This window comes from Herbaspirillum sp. 3R11 (assembly GCF_004563925.1).
Classification (GTDB): Bacteria; Pseudomonadota; Gammaproteobacteria; order Burkholderiales; family Burkholderiaceae_D; genus Herbaspirillum.
This window is the reverse complement of sequence record NZ_SPNJ01000004.1, coordinates 336,750-354,105: the sequence shown is the minus strand read 5'-3', so window position 1 is coordinate 354,105 and position 17,356 is coordinate 336,750. Positions and strand designations below refer to the sequence as shown.

Here is a 17,356-nt window from a genome sequence, read left to right as displayed (position 1 = left end):
TGAGAGGAGATCTTTTGTGTCGTATGGTTTCAGAGGAACTATGGAGGATGGGTGAGGGATTTCTGGGGATGACGCAACTGACTGTACGTCTGCTGGAATAAGACCATGAAAGCTCCGATAGTGAATAAATGTCAGCAAAGGACGGCTGGTATTCATGTTAAGGGAGCCATATTGGACTGCATATCGAACGTGTTCGATAAACATAAGATTCATCACCTTGCCTTGAGGGCTTGTATATATTCAGAACTATTCTTGCGATGACTTAGTATTGCCAAGTTGGTCTTGAAATTTGCTCATCTCCAACGAAAAAAACCAGCTCCAGGCTGGTTTTTTTCAATGAACGGGCGTCGGACTACTAACTAAAACCCGAGGTAATCCATCTTGCCGATCTTCACGCCCTTGTGACGCAGGATGTCGTAGGCGGTGGTGACGTGGAACAGGAAGTTCGGCAGCGCGAAGGTCAGCAGGTAAGCCTGGCCGGTGAATTTGGTTTCATTGCCGCGCAGCTTGATGATGATCTCGCGTTCTGCACTGCCTTCGAATTGTTCCGGCGTCACGGTCTCGAGGAAGGCGATGGTCTTGGCGATGCGCTCCTGCAATTGCGGGAAGGTGGTTTCTTCGTCGGCGAAGCTGGGCGGCTGGACCGCCGACAAACGCGAGGCGGCGAACTTGGCGGCATCGCTGGCGCGCTGGATCTGTCCGGTCAGCGGGTACATGTCTTCGAACAGGCGCGCGGTCAGGAGGGTGTCCGGATCGAGCTTGTTTTCTTCAACGTGGGCGACGGCCTTGTTGAGCAAGCCCGACAGATTGTTCAGCGCGCGGATGAAGACGGGAATGGAAATCTGATGCATGGTGAGCGACATGGTGACTCCTGGAATGAATGAAATGATTGGCGACGTCAATGACGCCTGCCATTTTTTAATGACAACAGGGAACAACAACGGCTATTTGACTTGTCCATCATAGAGACAATGCAACACCGCCGCAGGGAATAAAAAAGCCGACCAGCTCGGCATGGGCAACCGCTCCGGTCGGCAAGGGGACGAAACACCTCATGGCGGTCCACGGCATCTATGGCAGTGGACCGCCCTTACATACTTAGATACTTACATCTTGTTGCCGGCCGCGTCGTTCTTCGCCTGTGTATCGGTAGGCGCCGACGGGCCATGCCAGCCGCCGCCGAGTGCGCGGATCAGGTTGACGGTCGAGCGTGCGCGTTCGCCGTCGAGCTGAACTGCAGCGCGCTGTTGTTGCAGCACGGTGCGGTCGGCGTCGATCACGTTGAAGTAGCTGACCGAACCTTCGCGGTACTGCACATGCGACAGTCGTGCGGCGCGGTTGGAAGCCGACACCGCGTCGTCCTGCGCGCGGGTCTGGTCGCCCAGGATGCGCAGGCTGGCGAGGTTGTCTTCGACTTCGCCGAAGGCCGTCAGGACGGTCTGGCGATAGTTGGCGACATCTTCTTCGTAGGCAGCGCGGGCACGATTGACGCCGGCTTCACGACGGCCACCGTCGAAGATCGGCAAGGTCAGCGCAGTGCCCACCAACGGACCCAGCAGGAAGGTGCGGCTGGACCAGTTGAACAGGTCGCCCAGCTTGGCCGATTCATAACCGAGACCGCCGGTCAGATCCAGACGCGGGAACCAGGCCGAACGGGCCACGCCGACGCGGGCATTGGCGGCTGCCATGGCGCGTTCAGCAGCGGCGATGTCGGGACGGCGTTCCAGCAGGTCGGACGGCAGGCCGGCGGGAATCGTGATCGACAGACGTTGCAGCGGTTGCGGCTTGAAGTCGAACTCGGCCGGCGTCTTGCCTAGCAGGATCGCCAGTGCGTGTTCTGCATTGGCGCGCTGACGGGCGATGCCGAAGGACTCCGATTGTGCGGAAGCCAGCTCGGACTTGGCGCGGGCGACGTCGACTTCGCTGATGTCGCCTTCATCGAAACGGCGTTGCACCAGCTTCAGCGATTGCGTGCGCAGATCGACGGTGCCGCTGTACAGCTCTTGCTCGGCATCCAGTTCGCGCAGCAGGAAATATTGCTGGGCGACGTCGGCTTGCAGTGCCAGGCGCACCGAGTGGAACAACGCTTCGCTGCGTTGTGCATCGGCGGTGGCGGCATCCACGGTGGAGGCGACGCGACCGAACAGGTCGGCTTCATACGACACGCCCAACTGTGCACGCCAGAGGGTGTTCGGCGTGGTGTTGGCATCCGGCGCCAGACCTTGTGAGGCCGGCGATGGACGTTGACGGGTCGCGCCGAAGCCGGCGTTGACTTGCGGGAACAGACCGGAGCGGGCGTCCTGGCGCAGTGCGCGCGACTGGCTCAGGCGGGCGGCGGCGGCCTTCAGGTTCTGATTGGCGTCGAGCGCCTGGGCTTCCAGGGCGTTGAGGCCTTCATCGTTGAAGATCTTCCACCATTCGCCGCGGGCCAGGTCTTCCGCAGGTTGTGCGGTCTTCCAGTCGGAAGCCGCTTTTGCGTCCGCAGCTTCCTTGAAGGCGACCGAGGTGTTCACCGCAGGGCGTTCGTAAGTCGGCGCCAGCGAGCAGCCTGCCAGTACCAGCATTGCTGCCAGCAGGGCCGAACTAGTTCTGAAACCTTGGAGCGGCTTGAGCAGCTTGTCGCCCAGGCCTCCGAAGTTGTTGATTGATAGTGCGTTCATTTTATTTTCCTTTATCAGTCACGATGTCCGGATTAACGGGCGTCGTGCGGATCAGCAGCTGCAACATGCGAACCTGCAGTCAGCGGCGCTTCATGCTTGTGTGCGGAGTGCAGTTTCTTGCTGCCGCCGATGCTGCGCAGCAGCACATAGAACACCGGTGTCAGGAACAGACCGAACAGCGTCACGCCCAGCATGCCGAAGAACACCGCGATACCCATCGCATGGCGCATTTCCGAACCGGCGCCCGACGATGTCACCAGCGGCACCACGCCCATGATGAAAGCGATCGAGGTCATCAGGATCGGACGCAGACGCAGACGGCTCGCGTCGATCGCGGCACGGATCACGGTGCTGCCTTGCAGTTCCAGTTCGCGGGCGAATTCGACGATCAGGATCGCGTTCTTCGCCGACAGCCCCACCAGCACCATCAGACCGATCTGGGTGAAGATGTTGTTGTCGCCCTTGGTCAGCCAGACACCGGTCAGCGCCGCCAGGATGCTCATCGGCACGATCAGGATCACGGCCAGCGGCAGGGTCAGGCTTTCATACAGCGCAGCCAGCACCAGGAACACCAGCAGCACACTGATCGGGAACACCCACACGCCGGCATTGCCTGCGAGGATCTTCTGATAAGTCAGGTCAGTCCATTCGAAACGCACGCCGCGTGGCAGGGTTGCTTTGGCAACGCGTTCAGCTGCTTTTTCGGCCTGATCCGACGAGTAGCCGGGAGCCGGGCCGCCGTTGATGTCGGCAGCGGTGAAGCCGTTGTAACGCACCACCATTTCAGGACCGAAGGTCTGCTTGACCTTGACCACTGAAGACAGCGGCACCATGTCGCCTGCGGCATTGCGGGTCTTGAGCTGACCGATGTCATCGGCCTTGGCGCGGAACGGTGCATCAGCCTGGGCACGCACTTGATAAACGCGGCCGAAACGGTTGAAGTCGTTGACGTACAGCGAACCCAGATAGATCTGCATGGTGTTGAACACGTCGGTCACGGGAATGCCGAGTTGCTTGGCTTTCACGCGGTCGAGTTCGACGTCCAGTTGCGGCACGTTGATCTGATAGCTCGAGAACATCGGACCCAGTGCAGGTTCTTTCTTGGCGGCCTGCATGAAGGCTTGTGCCGCGGCGTCGAGTTCAGCGTAACCGACGGCGCCGTGATCTTCGATCTGCATCTTGAAGCCGCCCAGCGTACCCAGACCCATCACCGGCGGCGGTGGGAACACGGCCGTGAAGGCTTCCTTGATGCCGCCGAATTTCTTGTTCAGCGAAGTGGCGATGGCGGTGCCCGACAGTTCCTTGCTCTTGCGTTCATCGAACGGTTTCAGACCAACGAAGACGATACCGGCGGAGGAGCTGTTGGTGAAGCCGTTGATCGACAGACCAGGGAAGGCGATCGCGCTGTCCACGCCTGGTTCCTTCAGCATGATGTCGCTCATCTTGCGCATTACGTCTTCACTGCGGTCAATCGAGGCGCCGTTAGGTAATTGCGCGAAGGCCACCAGGTATTGCTTGTCCTGGCCCGGCACGAAGCCACCCGGCACGATGTAGGCAATACCGATGGTCGCCGCCAGCAGGACAACGTAGACGCCCATGGCCGAGGCCTTGCGCGAGATTACGCCGGTCACGCCTTTGCTGTAACCCTCGGAAGCGCGGTTGAAGAAACGGTTGAAGCGGACGAAGAAACCACCGAGGTAGCGATCCATCTGACGCGTCAGCCAGTCCGGCTTGGCGCCGTGGCCCTTGAGCAGCATGGCAGCCAGTGCAGGCGACAAGGTCAGCGAGTTGAACGCGGAGATCACGGTCGAAATCGCAATCGTCATCGCAAACTGTTTGTAGAACTGACCGGTCAGACCCGTCATGAAGGCCAGCGGAACGAACACCGCCACCAGCGTCAGCGCAATCGCGACGATCGGACCGGACACTTCCTGCATGGCGCGGTAAGTCGCTTCACGCGGACTCAGACCGGCGCCGATGTTCCGCTCGACGTTCTCCACCACCACAATGGCATCGTCGACCACAATCCCGATGGCGAGCACCATGCCGAACAGCGACAGGGCGTTGATGGAATAACCGAAGCCCAGCATCAGCGAGAAGGTACCGACAATCGACACCGGCACGGCCAGCAGCGGAATGATCGAAGCGCGCCAGGTTTGCAGGAAGATGATCACCACGATCACGACCAGTGCAATCGCTTCGAGCAGGGTGTGCACCACCGCTTCGATACTGGCGCGCACAAACTGGGTCGGGTCATAGACGATCTTGTACTCGACCGACGACGGGAAGTCTTTCGACAGGTCCTTCATCGCGGCGCGCACTTGCGTCGACACGTCCAGCGCATTGGCGCCGGGCGCCTGGAAGATCGGAATCGCCACCGCAGGCTTGTTGTCCAGCAGCGAGCGCAGGCCGTATTCGGAGGCGGCCAGCTCGACGCGGGCAACGTCGCCCAGCTTGGTGATGGCGCCGCCGGCATCGCTCTTGAGGATGATTTCGCGGAAATCTTCTTCAGTCTTCAGGCGGCCTTGTGCATTGACGGACAATTGCACCGGCACGTCAGGCGAGCTTGGCGACGCGCCGATCACACCGGCGGCAACCTGCACGTTCTGTTCACGGATCGACTTGATGACGTCGCTCGCGGTCAGGCCGCGTTGCGAGACCTTGTTCGGATCCAGCCAGACGCGCATCGAATAGTTACCGGAACCGAACAGGCCGACTTCACCGACGCCCTGGATACGCGCCAGGCGGTCTTTCACGTTCAGCACGGCGTAGTTGCGCAGATAGGTGGTGTCGTAGCGGTTGTCCGGCGAGATCAAGTGGACCACCATGGTCAGCGTCGGCGAGCTCTTGATTGTCGTCACGCCCAGACGCTGCACGTCTTCAGGCAGACGCGGCAAGGCTTGCGCAACACGGTTCTGCACCAGTTGCTGGGCCTTGTCCGGGTCAACGCCGAGACGGAAGTTGACGGTGATGGTCAGGTTGCCGTCGCTGTTGGCCTGCGACTGCATGTACAGCATGTTTTCCACGCCGTTGATCTGCTCTTCCAATGGCGAAGCCACGGTTTCTGCGATGACCTTCGGATTGGCGCCCGGATACGACGCGCGCACCACGACCGATGGCGGCACCACTTCCGGATATTCGGAAATGGGCAGCTGGAACATGGCCAACACCCCGGCCAGCAGCAGCAGTATCGACAGCACGCCCGCAAAAATCGGGCGGTCGATAAAGAATTTAGAAATATTCATGGGAATTCCCCGTTGATAATTTTTGATGCAAACTTTGATGCGGATCTTTTGGATCGATCTTGTTTAAGCTTTCTTGTCGGTCTTGACCGCTGCAGATGCAGGTGTAGGTGCACCCGCAGCGCTGGCAACCTTCACCATCGGCACCAGATTCGGCGCCACGGTGTCGCCCGGACGGACGCGTTGCAGGCCGTTGACGACGATGCGTTCACCCGACTTCAGACCGCTTTCGATCACGCGCAGGCCATCCTGGTTGGCGCCGACGCGGACTTCACGGTAAGTAGCGTGGTTGTCCTTGTCGAGCACCAGCACGAAGCGCTTGTCCTGATCGGTGCCGAGCGCTTTTTCATCGACTAGCAGAGCGTCGCGCGGGGCGCCGCCGCCGAGGCGGATGCGGGCATACAGACCCGGCAGCAACTGGCCGTCGGCGTTGTCGAAGACAGCGCGCACGCGGATCGTGCCGGAGGAGGTGTCGACGCGGTTGTCGATCGAACCGACCTTGCCTTCGCGCGAGTAAGCATCTTCATTGGCCAGGCCCAGGAAAACCGCGACCGAGGTGCCCTTGGCGCGTGCCGGATTGACGTACTTCAGGAAGCTTTGCTCATCGACGTCGAACGATGCGTAGATCTTCGACATCGATACCAGTGTCGACAGCGACGGTGTTGCGGAGCCGACCGAAACGATGTTGCCGACGGTGACTTCGGCGCGCGACATGCGGCCGGAGACCGGTGCGACGATTTGCGTGTATTCCAGGTTCAGCTTGGCCGAACGCAGGGCGGCTTGCGCAGCTTGCACGTTGGCGGCGGCTTCACGGGAAGCGTTCTGCTTTTCTTCGTAGTCGCGCTTGGCGATGGCGTTGTCGCCCAGCAGGCGTTGACCGCGCGCCACATCCGAGGCGGTGTAGGCGGCACGGGCTTCGGCGCCGGCCAACTGCGCTTGTGCGCGGGCGACTTCAGCGGCGTAGGGACGCGGATCGATGGTGAACAGCACGTCACCCTTCTTGACCATGGCGCCATCCTTGAAGTGGACGGCGGTCAGGGTGCCGGACACCAGCGGACGGATCTCGACGCGGTCGACTGCTTCGAGGCGACCGGAATATTGCTGCCAGTCGGTGATCTGTTTGCTGACGACTTCGGCGACATCGACGCCGGCCGCTTGCGGCGCTTGCTGCGCGTTGGCGGTGGAGTCGACGCCGATGGCGGACAGGGTGCCGGCGACGGCGATGGCGATGACGGCGAACACGGCGGCCGTGACGGTGTAGCGGTGACGCAAGGTAATTTTGCTGGACATGATGGACCTCATTAAGACGGTTGGAATTGGAGAGCTGGGTTTGTTGGGCCTGCGATCGCACTGAAGCGACGACGCAGGAATTCGACGATTTCTTTAAGCAAAGGAATATGGCTGCGCAGCGCGTCGTGCGTGATGCCGGCGAAGCGCGCGACTTGCGTATGCACGCCGGCGTGGATCAGCGAGGCGGCGTATTTTTCCGCTTCGGTGTGCAGCACGTCGCAGCCGGCCGTGGCGATGTAGGCCGGCGGCAATCCGGCCAGGCGGCTGGCTTCCAGCGGCGCGGCGTACGGGTGCAGGCGTTGCATGGTCTGCGGCAGGTACTGGCGATAACGCAGCGCGCAGGCTTCGGCGGTCATGTCCGAGTTCAGGCGTTTGGCGTCGCCCAGCAAGGTCATGCTGGGGTCGAGCATCGGGCTGATCAGCACTTGCGCGACGAACGGCGCCGAGCAGCGGTCACGCGTGATCATGGTCAGGCTGGCCGCCAGGTTGCCGCCGGCGTCGTCACCGGCAACGGCGATCTGGTGCGGATCGATGTGCAGCATGCCGGCGTTCTTGACGGCCCAGCAGGCGGCGGCGTAGGCGTCTTCCGGCGCGGCCGGGAACGGCTTGGCCGGGGCCAGTGCATAGGCCACCGACAGCACCACGGCACGGCTGTGCTCTGCGATGTAGCGGGCTTGCAGGTCGGCGTCGTCCAAACCGCCGGAGACGAAACCGCCGCCGTGGAAGTACAGCACCAGCGCTTGCAGGTCGCCGCTTTTCACGCGGCCTTGCGGTTGATACAGGCGTACGGGAATTGCGCCGATCGGACCGGGGACGGTGAAGTTGGTGACGGTTGAAGCTTGTTCGACTTCCATAATATTTGGGCGGCGGTTAACGCCGGATTCGCTAAGTTGAAGCGGATTGTGCGCCACAGCATGCGGGCGGATAAAGCAGGCAAATCCAACAACACTGTTCGCCGAGTTCGAACAATCGGCGTAAAATACTCGAATTAGTTTGAGATAAATCGGCGCGCGGTCAATGCCGATGCGGTTCTCCAATGTTTTTGGATAAACCTTGGAAAGCGCGATAAAGCCCGCCAATGGCAGCAAAAGATGGCAAATTGGCAGTGAAAAACACGCTTTTACCGCTGTTGCAAAACAATCGCGGGACGTGATTTGTACAAATGCGACGACAAAATCGTTGCTCAGGAGAATCAGATGGACAGATTTCAAGCAATGCAGGTCTTCAGCGCCGTGGTCGACGCCAACAGCTTCACGCGCGCCGCCGACAATCTCAATTTGCCGCGCACCACGGTGACGACGATTGTTCAGGGCCTGGAGAGTTTGTTGCAGGTGCGCCTGCTCAACCGCACCACGCGCCGCATCAGCCTCACGCCCGACGGCGCCGCTTATTACGAGCGCTGCGTGCGCATCCTGGCCGAGGTCGACGAGACCGAGGCCTCGTTCCGCAACGTCACGCGCGGCCCGCAGGGGCGCCTGCGCATCGACGTGCCGGCATCGATCGGCCGCTTGCTGTTGCTGCCCAATCTGTGCGACTTCTATAGCAAGTACCCGGACATTGAGCTGGTCATGGGCATGAGCGACCGTCCGGTCGACATGGTGCAAGAGGCGGTCGACTGCGTGATCCGCGTCGGCGACCTGCAGGATTCGAGCATGGTGGCGCGCCGTATCGGCACCTTCCAGGCGGTGACCTGCGGTTCGCCCACTTACTTCGAGCGCCACGGCATGCCGCACACCATCGAAGACCTGCAGAACCACAAGTCGGTGCACTACTTCTCCAGCCGCACCGGCCGCACCATTGACTGGGACTTCATGGTCGACGGCGTCACCCAGGAAGTGAAGATGGCCGGCAAGTTGTCGGTCAACGACGGCGATGCCTATGTCGCTTGTGCGCTGCAGGGTTTCGGCCTGGTCCAGGCGCCGCTGTACATGATCCAGCCGTTCCTCGAAGATGGCCGGCTGGTGGAAATTTTGTCGCAGTGGAAGCCGGTGCCGATGGCAATTTCGGTGGTCTACCTGCACAACCGCCACTTGTCGCCCAAGGTGCGCGCCTTCGTCGACTGGGTCGCCGAACTGTTCGCCACCTGCCCGCTGCAGAAGGGCTGCCAGATGGGTATTGCGCCCGACGCCAAGGAATCTCATTTCACCAGCAAGCCGGAGAGCAACACCATTCGCGCCGTCATCGAACAGCACAATATCGCCGAAAGCGTGTTCTAGAACGCAGTTCAGTTCATTCGGTTTTCCATGCAGCGGCCCGCCTGATTTCAGGCGCGTCGCTGTTTTTGCGTGGGCGATCGCTTGCATGTTGAATCCCTGGTTGGCCGGACATCGACGAGGCCGCGCGCTGCAGAATGAAGAAAGCAGCGTGTCCTTCCGCCGGAAATGGCGAAAAGTGTCGGGTCGATGGTGTCTGGAAGGTTGCTGAAGAGCCGAGGCGGCAGCGCGAATGTGCGCGCCGGTAATCGGCGGTCCGGTGAAGCACTGTCCTGCATGGTCGGACCGGAAGCGGAGCGACGGACAGTTTGAATCGTGTGGAATCGTGTATTTGGGCGTGAACAGATTATGCGCGCAGCGCAGCAATTTCTGTTTGCTGAAAGCTGCTGAATATTTGCCTGATTCTCCAGTGTGATGGTGAATCAGGCAGTTTTTGCGATTTTCGGATTCGATTTCGCTCGCGTTGGATAGTCTTGCGGGCGACATGATCGGCAAAAAACGGGCGCTTACACAAACACGAGCAAGCCGGAAGACGGTCGCCCTGCATCAGGCAGGGTGTGGCTTTCTGGCCGGTGATGTGCAGATGGACGGAAATGCAATGTCGTACCCCGTTACGCAGAGGCTGCCTTCTTGCCTAGTGCAAATTCCACCGCCGAATCCGGCTCGGATACCCAATTCTCCTGATTATTTGCCTATTTCTCCAGTTGGATGCAGTGGAGATTCAGGCAAGTCGGTAAGCTGGAGTAAGCTGGCTGCTTCCACTCTTCTTACCCGGAACCGACATGGATCTGAACGACGCCCCCACCGACATCGACTACGACGCCGGCTTGCCTGCGCCCGGGTCATCCGCGCCCCCGAACCTGGACGGTGAAGCCGACGAGCGCCTGTGTGCGGCACAGCGCGAGCTGGTTACCTTGATTGCACGCCTGACCGAAGGCGCCGAAGGCTCGTTGGAAACCGGCATCGACGGCTTCTTCCTGCATCGCATCACCAATCCCCAGGGGCCCAAGCACGCGGTGCAAAAGCCGGTGTTCTCCGTGATCGCCCAGGGCGCCAAGCGTTTGTACGTCGGCGACGACGTCTATGATTACGATCCGATGCACTATCTGGTGTCGTCGGTGGATTTGCCGATGGTGGGCAAGGTGACGATGAGCAGTCCGGAGACGCCTTACCTGGGTTTGCGCATCGATCTCGACACCCGCGAAATCGGTTCGCTGATCGGCGACGAGCATCTGCCGCAGGGCATTCCGTCGGACGCGTCGCGCGGCCTGTTCGTCAATCGTCTCGACATCACGTTGCTGGATGCGGTGCTGCGGCTGTTGCGCCTGCTGGACACGCCGCGCGACATCCCGATCCTGGCGCCGATGGTCAAACGAGAAATCCTGTACCGCCTGCTGATGAACGGCCAGGGCGCCCTGCTGCGCCAGACCGTGCTGCAGGACAGCCAGATGAACCGCATCGCCAAGGCCATCCGCATGATGAAGGAAAGCTTCGCTCAGCCGCTGCGCGTGGACGACATCGCGCGCGACGTGCACATGAGCGTGTCGTCGCTGCATCATCATTTCAAGGTAGTGACGGCGATGAGTCCGCTGCAATATCAAAAGAACCTGCGCTTGCAGGAAGCGCGCCGGCTGATGCTGGCCGACGACGTCAGCGTGGCTACGGCGTCGCAGACGGTCGGTTACGAAAGTCCGTCGCAATTCAGTCGCGAGTACAGCCGCATGTTCGGCGCGCCGCCGCTGCGGGACAAGCGGCGTTGGCTGGAAGAGGAAGCGCCTGCATTGTAGGCAGTCGCCAACGCGATTCCCGGCAAGAGGCTAGAATCATCTTCCTTTACAGAACGCATCTTCCCAACGGAGACATCCCATGCAATATCGACGCCTCGGCAAAAGCAACCTGAAAGTCTCGGCCCTGTGCCTGGGCACCATGATGTTCGGCGACCAGACGCCGATTGACGAAGCGCGCAGCATCGTCGCCTCGGCGCGCGAGCATGGCGTCAACTTTATCGACACCGCTGACGTCTACAGCAAGGGTAAGTCGGAGGAGATGGTCGGCAAGCTGCTGCAAGGACAGCGCAGCGATTGGGTATTGGCGAGCAAGCTGGGCAACGCCATGACTAGTGCGCCGAATCAGTCGCACTATTCGCGCCACTGGATTGTCACCGAGACCGACAACATCCTGCGCCGCCTCGATACCGATTATCTCGATGTGCTGTACATGCATCGCGATTACCACGAAGAAAACCTGGAAGAGGCTATCCAGGCGCTGGGCGACCTGATCCGTGCCGGCAAGATCCGCGGCTTCGGTGTCTCCAATTTCCGCGGCTGGCGCATCGCCGAGATCGCGCGCCTGTGCGAGAAGAACAATGTGCCGCTGCCGCTGGTGTGCCAGCCGTATTACAACCTGTTGAACCGCATGCCCGAAGTGGAAATCCTGCCGGCCTGCGCCAACTACGGCCTCGGTGTGGTGCCTTACAGCCCGATCGCACGCGGCGTGCTGACCGGCAAATACAAACCGGGTCAGAAGCCGGCGCAAGACACGCGCGCCGGTCGCGGCGACAAGCGCATCCTGGAAACCGAATTCCGTGAAGAGTCGTTGGTCATCGCCGAGAAATTGCAGCAGCATTGCGCTGCGCGTGGCGTCAAGCTCGGGCAATTTGCGACGGCGTGGGTGCTGGCCAATTCGACGATCAGCAGCGTGATCGCCGGACCGCGCACCCTGGCCCAGATGGAAGACTATTACGATGCGGTGGAGTTGAAGATCAGCGCCGAAGAAGAGGCACTGATCGACAGCCTGGTGACGCCGGGTCATTCATCGACGCCGGGTTACAACGATCCGAGCTATCCGTTCTTCGGACGCGTCGCGGTCAAGTAAATTGGATTGACCCTCGGATTTTTCCGACCTCCGCCAGGCTCGTTTCAGCTGGCGGCGGCGGGTCGCGCAGCTTTCTTCGGCTGCAGCAGAAGTTCTTCCTGGCGCGCCGTTTCGGCGCGTTTTTCTTCGTGCCAGCACAAATTCAGCATCATGAAGTGACTCTGCATGCCAACGTCGCGCGTGAAGGTGCAGCTCGCGGGAGGCAGTGCCTTGCGGCTGATGGCCAGCTGTATCCGGGCCTCACCCGCAGGCAGCACGCGCCGGCTGGAATCGTCGACCACGGTGCGGCCGGTTTCATCCGGCGTCAGGCCGCCGTATTCGTGGTCCGACAGCACATCGATGCTGACGCTGCGCACGATCTGCGTGGCGCAGCCGTTGTCGACCTGCATGTTGTCGATGGCGACGCCGACGTGCTCCGAGCGCTTGATGCGCTTGCCGTGTTCATTGAGGTAGGTCACGCGTTCGCTGGTCTCGGGGAATTCCCTCACCGGCAGGTGGCGCAGCGCCGCTTCACGCGCGCAGGCGCGGTACGCCAACTCGGCTTCGCGCTGGGCGGTGCTGTCGCTGATGCGCTCCCATGCAGTCGCTGGTTCTTCCGGCGCAGCCACGGTCGACCGGGCGAGCGCACTGTCGCGCTCATGGTCGTGGCAGGTGGTCAGCACGACTGCCGCCGACAGCACCGCGGCCGCGGCGAGAATGAGCTTGTTCCTTGATAGCGTCATGATGTTACCCCTTCGTTTCCCTTGAATGACGCGGCCCTGGCCCGAGATGGGCGAGCCGTTCATCGATGTCGCGGTCACGATTATGCGAGTTAGTTCAGGACGCTTAAATAGGACAATTCTCAAAAATCTGTTTTTCGTTTGAAAAACAAAATAACTTCCATCGCAAGATCTTTGTCTTACGACGAACGTATCGAATCAGGAGGAGATGGGTGTGGTTTTTAGGTTCTTGCGGGAACCACAACGGCCGTCGTCGTGAGATGACGGCGGCCGTAGACAAGTCGGGTCAGCCGCGCAGAATATTGATGCGGCGGCTGGTTTCAGCGCGCAACAGCTGCACGTCGGTTCCCGGTGTCAGCATGTCGACACCGTAGGCCTTCATGCGTTCCGCCATTTCCACGGAGCCGCAGAAGATGCCGACGTATTTTCCGCGTGCGTGCGAGACTTCAATGAGGTGCTTGATGGCCTGGTCGACCTTGTCGTCGCTCCATGAATCCGGCGTCAGGCCGAGTTCGATGGCGAGGTCGCTGGGGCCGATGAAGATGCCGTCGAGATCCGGCACCGAGAGGATGTCTTCCACCGCCGCCAGGCCCTGGCGGGTTTCAATCATGGCCAGCGTGAGCACGGTGCGGTTGGCGTGTTCGAAATAATCCTTGCCGCCGTACAGTACGCCGCGCGCCGGTCCGTAGCTGCGGCCGCCGCGTGGCGAGTAATGACAGGCGCGCACGAAACGTTCGGCGTCTTCCTTGCTGTTGATGAGCGGGCAGATCACGCCGTAGGCGCCGGCGTCGAGCAGCTTGTTGATTTCACCGAGGCCGTTTTCGGAGCAGCGCACCAGCGGCGCGGCATTGGTGGTGGAGATCGCCTGCAGCATCGGCACCGCCGATTCGATCGAGAACAGGCCGTGTTGCAAGTCGACGGTGACGGCGTCATAGCCGCAATCGGCGACTACTTCGGCGAGGAAAGAATTGCCGATGGACGCCCAGCCGTTGAGGGCCAGTTTCTTTTGCGCGAACAAGGTGCGCAGGGGGTTTTGCCGCATTCCGGTCTCCATATCGTTATTGGGTGGTCCGGATATGGTATGCGGATTCCGCCGATGATGCAGGGCTGCGGATAAATCGCCGGAAGGCAGCGTTGAAAACTATCGGGCGTAACGGAACGGCGCGTCGTCGATCGTCGTCTTGCGACCGCCGATCTGCGCCGCCAGCATGGCTGCGCTGCCGCACGCCAGCGTCCAGCCGAGCGCGCCCTGGCCGATGTTCAGATAGAGATTTTTGACCGGCGACGCACCGATGACCGGCACCCCGCTCGGCGTGGCGGGGCGGAAGCCGGCCCACGGCGACAAGCGTGCGGCATTGCCGGCGTGGATGCTGCCCGGGAACAGCTCGTCGGCGCCGTTGCTCAGTTCATCGACGGCGCGTTGCGGAATGCTCGTGTCCATGCCGACCAACTCGACGCGGCCGGCCACGCGCAGGCGGTTGCCCAGGCGCGCATAGACGATCTTGCGCGAGATGTCGGTGATCGAGACTTGCGGTGCTGCCGCTTGCGACATCGCGTCGTCGAGCGGTACGGTGATGCTGTAACCCTTGAGCGGATACAGCGGCAAGCCGAAACCAGCCTGGCGCGCAAAATCGGCACTGTCGGCGCCCAGCGCCAATACAAATGTATCGGCGTCGATGGCACTCGAACCCGTGCGCACCGACGCAATGGCGCCGTCGCGCATCGTCACACCCGTGACCGTGGTGGACGGCAGGAAGCGGAAGTTCGGATTGGCCTGCATGCGCTCGACCAGCGCCTGGCAAAACTGCGCGCAGTCGCCGGCTTCTTCGCTCGGCGTGTAAACACCGCCGGCCCAGTTGCGGCGCGCCTTGCCCAGCGCCGGTTCGATTTCCAGGCAGCGCGTGGCGTCGATCACTTCCTGCCGGCAGCCGTGCTGCGCCTGGAAGGCGATCTGCTTGCGCGCCGACGCCAGTCCGGCCGGATCCGTGTACATCACCAGCTTGCCGGCGGTGCGATGGTTGAATTCGATCGGTGCCGCTTGCAGGAGGTGCGTCATCTCGTCGCGGCTGTAGAACGCCAGTTGCAGCAATTCGATGGTGGTGCGCTGCACCCGCGCGGCATTGCTGGCGGCGAGGAATTTGACCAGCCAGCGCCATTGCGCGGGATCGAGTTTCGGTTTCAGCGTCAGCGGCGAGTCGGCGCTGAACAGGTAATGCGGCCAGTGCGTCCATACCGACGGATCGGCCAGCGGCGCGACGTAGGAATAACTCAGCTGGGCGCCGTTGCCGAGGCTGGTGCCGGCGCCGGCTTGCGCGCGCCCATCCAGCAAGGTGACCTGGTGGCCGTCTTCGAGCAGACGAAACGCTGAGGTGACGCCGATGACGCCGGCGCCGAGTACGCAAATATGCATTGCTTGTTCCTGTTGGGCGGGAGCGGTCGCCGGTGGTGGTGGTGGATAGCGGCAACTATACGCAATTTCAGTTTTACTGTCGTATGCCGAATCGGCATTGTGGGCAAGCTACCGCGATCGGATCACTTGCCGCCGAAGGCCTGCACCGGGATCCATTTGCCGCTGCGCACCTGGTAAATCGTATAAGCCGGGTTGAGCAGATTGCCTTCGCCGTCGAAGGCGATCGTGCCGGTCAGACCCTTGTATTTCAGATTGTGCAGCGCTGCCGCGATGCGTGCCGGTTCCAGCGAGTCGGCCTGCTGGATGGCGGCGACAATGGTGTAGGCGGCGTCATAGGCGAACGGCGCAAACAGTTCGACCGGACCGCCATAGGTCGCGAGGTACTTGTCCTGGAATTTTTTCCAGCCGGCCATTTTTTCCTGGGCCTGGCCGGGTGCGAGGCCGAATGTTCCCTCGCCGTCGGCACCCGCCAGCCGCAGGAAGGTCGGACTGACGATGCCGTCGGCCGCCAGCAGCGTGGCGTTGATACCCATGCGCCGCATCGCCAGCTTGAGCGCGGCGGCTTGCGGTCCGAGGCCGCCGAAGAAGATCAGGTCGGCATCCTTGTTGCGCACCTCGGTCAGCGCGGCGTTGAAGTCGGACGTCTTGCTGCTGATCGTCTGCTGCGCCACGAGGGCGCCGCCGTGGTTTTGCATACCCTGCAGGCCCTGCATGAACTGGTTCGCCAGCATGGTGCCGAAGCCGGTGTCGTCGTGGATCACTGCGATGCGCCTGGCCTTGAGTTGCTGCAAGGCGAAGGTGCTGGCGTAGCGGCCGCCGTCGTCGTCATGGCCGACGATGCGGAAGCTGTCGGCGTAAGCGTTTTGCGTGTATTGACGGCCGCTCGACCCCGGCGCGATCTGGGCGATGCCGGCGGCGTGATAGATGGGAGCGGCGCGCATGCTGGCGGCGGTGTTCCAATGACCGATCACGGCGACCACTTCGGACTTGACCAGATAGTTCGCCACCAGCGTCGCGGTGTGGATGTCGCCACGGTCATCCTGCGTCAGCAGTTTGAACAGCAGAGGCCGGCCGCCTGCGGTGACGCCGCGCGCATTGATTTCAGCAAGGGCGAGCTCGACCGCGTGCGCCTGGCTCTGCCCCATTTGCGCGGAACTGCCGGAAAGCGGTCCGGCGAAACCGATCTGCACCAGTCTCACGTCGCGTACATCGGCGGCCTGCAAGGATGCCGGCAGCAACGCTGTCAACAAGAGCGCCAATCCCAGGGACGCGGCTGACTTGCGCGAGGGCGGCAGGGCGTTTGTTGTCATTTTTTTGACGCCTCCTTGGGTTGGGTGAAGCAAGTGCATGCAATGCAATCCTGAAGACATGGTGGGCCTTCCAGTGAACAGGCATTAGTCCTTTATCGGCCGCAAGATGCCGACTCTGAAGCGCCGCCGTTGAATTCTCATAAACTTTTTACCGCTGCTTGCCTGCCATGCGGCGCCTGCCGGATTCATGCCTCTGGGCAAGCCCCCCGGCCGCAGGCGTGCCTGAGGTACAATGACGCCCGAAGCAAGCCAGACAGCCGCTGGCCATCGTGTAATGCGATGGCGGGAGGAAGGTCCGGACTCCATAGAGCAGGGTGACGGTTAACGGCCGTCCGCTGAAAGCCGGCGCAAGCCGGTATAAGGCGAGGAACAGGGCCACAGAGACGAGCGTATTAAGTTACGGTGAAACGCGGTAACCTCCACCCGGAGCAATCTCAAATAGGCACGCGTTGATGTTGCTCGCGGAGCGTGCGGGTAGAGAGCTTGAGCGCCGGAGCAATCCGGGGCCTAGAGGAATGGCTGTCATAACGGGCAACCGTCGTAACAGAATCCGGCCTATCGGCTTGCTTCATTTAATTCATATAAGACGATCTCCCGGCTCACGAGGCTGGAGAGGTCACACAAAACGATTTAAGAGA

The 17,356-nt window shown here is 61.3% G+C and carries 12 protein-coding genes and 1 other RNA gene; 4 read left to right on the top strand and 9 right to left on the bottom strand.

Annotated features, from left to right (window positions below):
- Nucleotides 1-359 precede the first annotated feature (359 nt).
- The 5 genes from E4P32_RS18550 to E4P32_RS18530 form a co-directional block, all read right to left on the bottom strand.
- A complete protein-coding gene (locus tag E4P32_RS18550; protein WP_116435772.1) occupies nucleotides 360-863 on the bottom strand; it encodes a DUF1993 domain-containing protein in 504 nt (167 codons plus the stop codon).
- A 243-nt stretch (nucleotides 864-1,106) separates the two neighbouring features.
- Nucleotides 1,107-2,660: an efflux transporter outer membrane subunit gene (locus tag E4P32_RS18545; RefSeq protein WP_116435771.1), complete on the bottom strand. Its 1,554-nt coding sequence runs from the start codon at nucleotides 2,658-2,660 to the stop codon at nucleotides 1,107-1,109.
- A gap of 32 nt (nucleotides 2,661-2,692) precedes the next feature.
- Nucleotides 2,693-5,905 (bottom strand): multidrug efflux RND transporter permease subunit, encoded by a 3,213-nt coding sequence (locus E4P32_RS18540; RefSeq protein WP_116435770.1) that lies wholly within the window; start codon nucleotides 5,903-5,905, stop codon nucleotides 2,693-2,695.
- A 63-nt stretch (nucleotides 5,906-5,968) separates the two neighbouring features.
- A complete protein-coding gene (locus E4P32_RS18535; RefSeq protein ID WP_116435769.1) occupies nucleotides 5,969-7,192 on the bottom strand; it encodes an efflux RND transporter periplasmic adaptor subunit in 1,224 nt (407 codons plus the stop codon).
- Nucleotides 7,193-7,203: 11 nt separating this feature from the next.
- A complete protein-coding gene (locus E4P32_RS18530) occupies nucleotides 7,204-8,046 on the bottom strand; it encodes an alpha/beta hydrolase (protein WP_116435768.1) in 843 nt (280 codons plus the stop codon).
- Nucleotides 8,047-8,388: 342 nt separating this feature from the next.
- On the opposite strand from E4P32_RS18530, the gene E4P32_RS18525 reads away from it, so the two are divergent.
- From E4P32_RS18525 to E4P32_RS18515, 3 genes are all read left to right on the top strand, one after another.
- Complete coding sequence (locus E4P32_RS18525; RefSeq protein WP_116435767.1) at nucleotides 8,389-9,408, top strand: LysR family transcriptional regulator; 1,020 nt, start codon at nucleotides 8,389-8,391, stop codon at nucleotides 9,406-9,408.
- 779 nt (nucleotides 9,409-10,187) lie between these two features.
- Nucleotides 10,188-11,192 carry an AraC family transcriptional regulator gene (locus E4P32_RS18520; RefSeq protein WP_116435766.1) on the top strand — a complete coding sequence of 335 codons (1,005 nt, stop codon included), beginning with the start codon at nucleotides 10,188-10,190 and terminating at the stop codon, nucleotides 11,190-11,192.
- 79 nt (nucleotides 11,193-11,271) lie between these two features.
- On the top strand, nucleotides 11,272-12,279 hold the full coding sequence (locus tag E4P32_RS18515) for an aldo/keto reductase (protein ID WP_116435765.1): 1,008 nt from the start codon (nucleotides 11,272-11,274) through the stop codon (nucleotides 12,277-12,279).
- A 44-nt stretch (nucleotides 12,280-12,323) separates the two neighbouring features.
- On the opposite strand, the gene E4P32_RS18510 is transcribed toward E4P32_RS18515, so the two are convergent.
- From E4P32_RS18510 to E4P32_RS18495, 4 genes are all read right to left on the bottom strand, one after another.
- Nucleotides 12,324-13,001 carry a hypothetical protein gene (locus tag E4P32_RS18510; RefSeq protein WP_116435764.1) on the bottom strand — a complete coding sequence of 226 codons (678 nt, stop codon included), beginning with the start codon at nucleotides 12,999-13,001 and terminating at the stop codon, nucleotides 12,324-12,326.
- Between the two features lie 283 nt (nucleotides 13,002-13,284).
- On the bottom strand, nucleotides 13,285-14,040 hold the full coding sequence (locus tag E4P32_RS18505; RefSeq protein WP_116435763.1) for an aldolase/citrate lyase family protein: 756 nt from the start codon (nucleotides 14,038-14,040) through the stop codon (nucleotides 13,285-13,287).
- A gap of 99 nt (nucleotides 14,041-14,139) precedes the next feature.
- On the bottom strand, nucleotides 14,140-15,408 hold the full coding sequence (locus E4P32_RS18500; protein WP_116435762.1) for a D-amino acid dehydrogenase: 1,269 nt from the start codon (nucleotides 15,406-15,408) through the stop codon (nucleotides 14,140-14,142).
- A gap of 122 nt (nucleotides 15,409-15,530) precedes the next feature.
- Nucleotides 15,531-16,718 carry a branched-chain amino acid ABC transporter substrate-binding protein gene (locus E4P32_RS18495; RefSeq protein ID WP_116435761.1) on the bottom strand — a complete coding sequence of 396 codons (1,188 nt, stop codon included), beginning with the start codon at nucleotides 16,716-16,718 and terminating at the stop codon, nucleotides 15,531-15,533.
- A 241-nt stretch (nucleotides 16,719-16,959) separates the two neighbouring features.
- Here E4P32_RS18495 and rnpB point away from each other — a divergent pair.
- Nucleotides 16,960-17,292: RNase P RNA component class A (gene rnpB / locus E4P32_RS18490), an RNA gene on the top strand.
- Nucleotides 17,293-17,356: the final 64 nt, after the last annotated feature.

Excerpts from the sequence above, each read along its gene's own strand:
- E4P32_RS18550 (WP_116435772.1), bottom strand. The coding sequence starts at position 863 with ATGTCGCTCACCATGCATCAGATTTCCATTCCCGTCTTCATCCGCGCG.
- E4P32_RS18545 (WP_116435771.1), bottom strand. The coding sequence starts at position 2,660 with ATGAACGCACTATCAATCAACAACTTCGGAGGCCTGGGCGACAAGCTG.
- E4P32_RS18540 (WP_116435770.1), bottom strand. The coding sequence starts at position 5,905 with ATGAATATTTCTAAATTCTTTATCGACCGCCCGATTTTTGCGGGCGTG.
- E4P32_RS18535 (WP_116435769.1), bottom strand. The coding sequence starts at position 7,192 with ATGTCCAGCAAAATTACCTTGCGTCACCGCTACACCGTCACGGCCGCC.
- E4P32_RS18530 (WP_116435768.1), bottom strand. The coding sequence starts at position 8,046 with ATGGAAGTCGAACAAGCTTCAACCGTCACCAACTTCACCGTCCCCGGT.
- E4P32_RS18525 (WP_116435767.1), top strand. The coding sequence starts at position 8,389 with ATGGACAGATTTCAAGCAATGCAGGTCTTCAGCGCCGTGGTCGACGCC.
- E4P32_RS18520 (WP_116435766.1), top strand. The coding sequence starts at position 10,188 with ATGGATCTGAACGACGCCCCCACCGACATCGACTACGACGCCGGCTTG.
- E4P32_RS18515 (WP_116435765.1), top strand. The coding sequence starts at position 11,272 with ATGCAATATCGACGCCTCGGCAAAAGCAACCTGAAAGTCTCGGCCCTG.
- E4P32_RS18510 (WP_116435764.1), bottom strand. The coding sequence starts at position 13,001 with ATGACGCTATCAAGGAACAAGCTCATTCTCGCCGCGGCCGCGGTGCTG.
- E4P32_RS18505 (WP_116435763.1), bottom strand. The coding sequence starts at position 14,040 with ATGCGGCAAAACCCCCTGCGCACCTTGTTCGCGCAAAAGAAACTGGCC.
- E4P32_RS18500 (WP_116435762.1), bottom strand. The coding sequence starts at position 15,408 with ATGCATATTTGCGTACTCGGCGCCGGCGTCATCGGCGTCACCTCAGCG.
- E4P32_RS18495 (WP_116435761.1), bottom strand. The coding sequence starts at position 16,718 with ATGACAACAAACGCCCTGCCGCCCTCGCGCAAGTCAGCCGCGTCCCTG.